Origin of the sequence: Ligilactobacillus acidipiscis DSM 15836, from assembly GCF_001435755.1 — a bacterium.
GTDB classification, from domain to species: domain Bacteria; phylum Bacillota; class Bacilli; order Lactobacillales; family Lactobacillaceae; genus Ligilactobacillus; species Ligilactobacillus acidipiscis.
The window spans coordinates 1-351 of sequence record NZ_AZFI01000393.1; the positions used below are offsets into that span (position 1 = coordinate 1).

Sequence of the window (351 nt, forward strand, 5' to 3'; positions counted from 1 at the left end):
TAACGTTTTTTACAGTTTTATTAGCTAAACGAGCAGCCATTCTTGATTTATCACGGGCAGCTTTATTAGCTTTGATCAAGCCTTTTGAATAAGCCTTATCAACTGCAGAAACTGCTTGGTTGAATAATTCTTCAACATTATCAGCCCCTGCTGTCTTGGCAGTTTCAAACTTTTTAACTGCACTACGCATTTGGCTTAATTGAGCAGAATTACGAGCACTAGCTTTTTCGTTTGTTTTAACACGTTCCATTGCGGATTTAATAATTGGCATCGAAGTCACCTCACTTGTTGTGATTCCATTAGGTAATCATTTAAATTTAACATACGTGTGGTGCTAGTTTGTAACATTTA

At 36.2% G+C, this 351-nt stretch carries 1 protein-coding gene; it reads right to left on the reverse strand.

Annotated elements, in window-relative coordinates:
• A partial coding sequence (gene rpsT / locus FC65_RS11210; protein WP_156408658.1) for a 30S ribosomal protein S20 occupies positions 1 to 271 on the reverse strand: 271 nt, incomplete at its 3' end.
• Between the last annotated feature and the right edge of the window lie 80 nt (positions 272 to 351).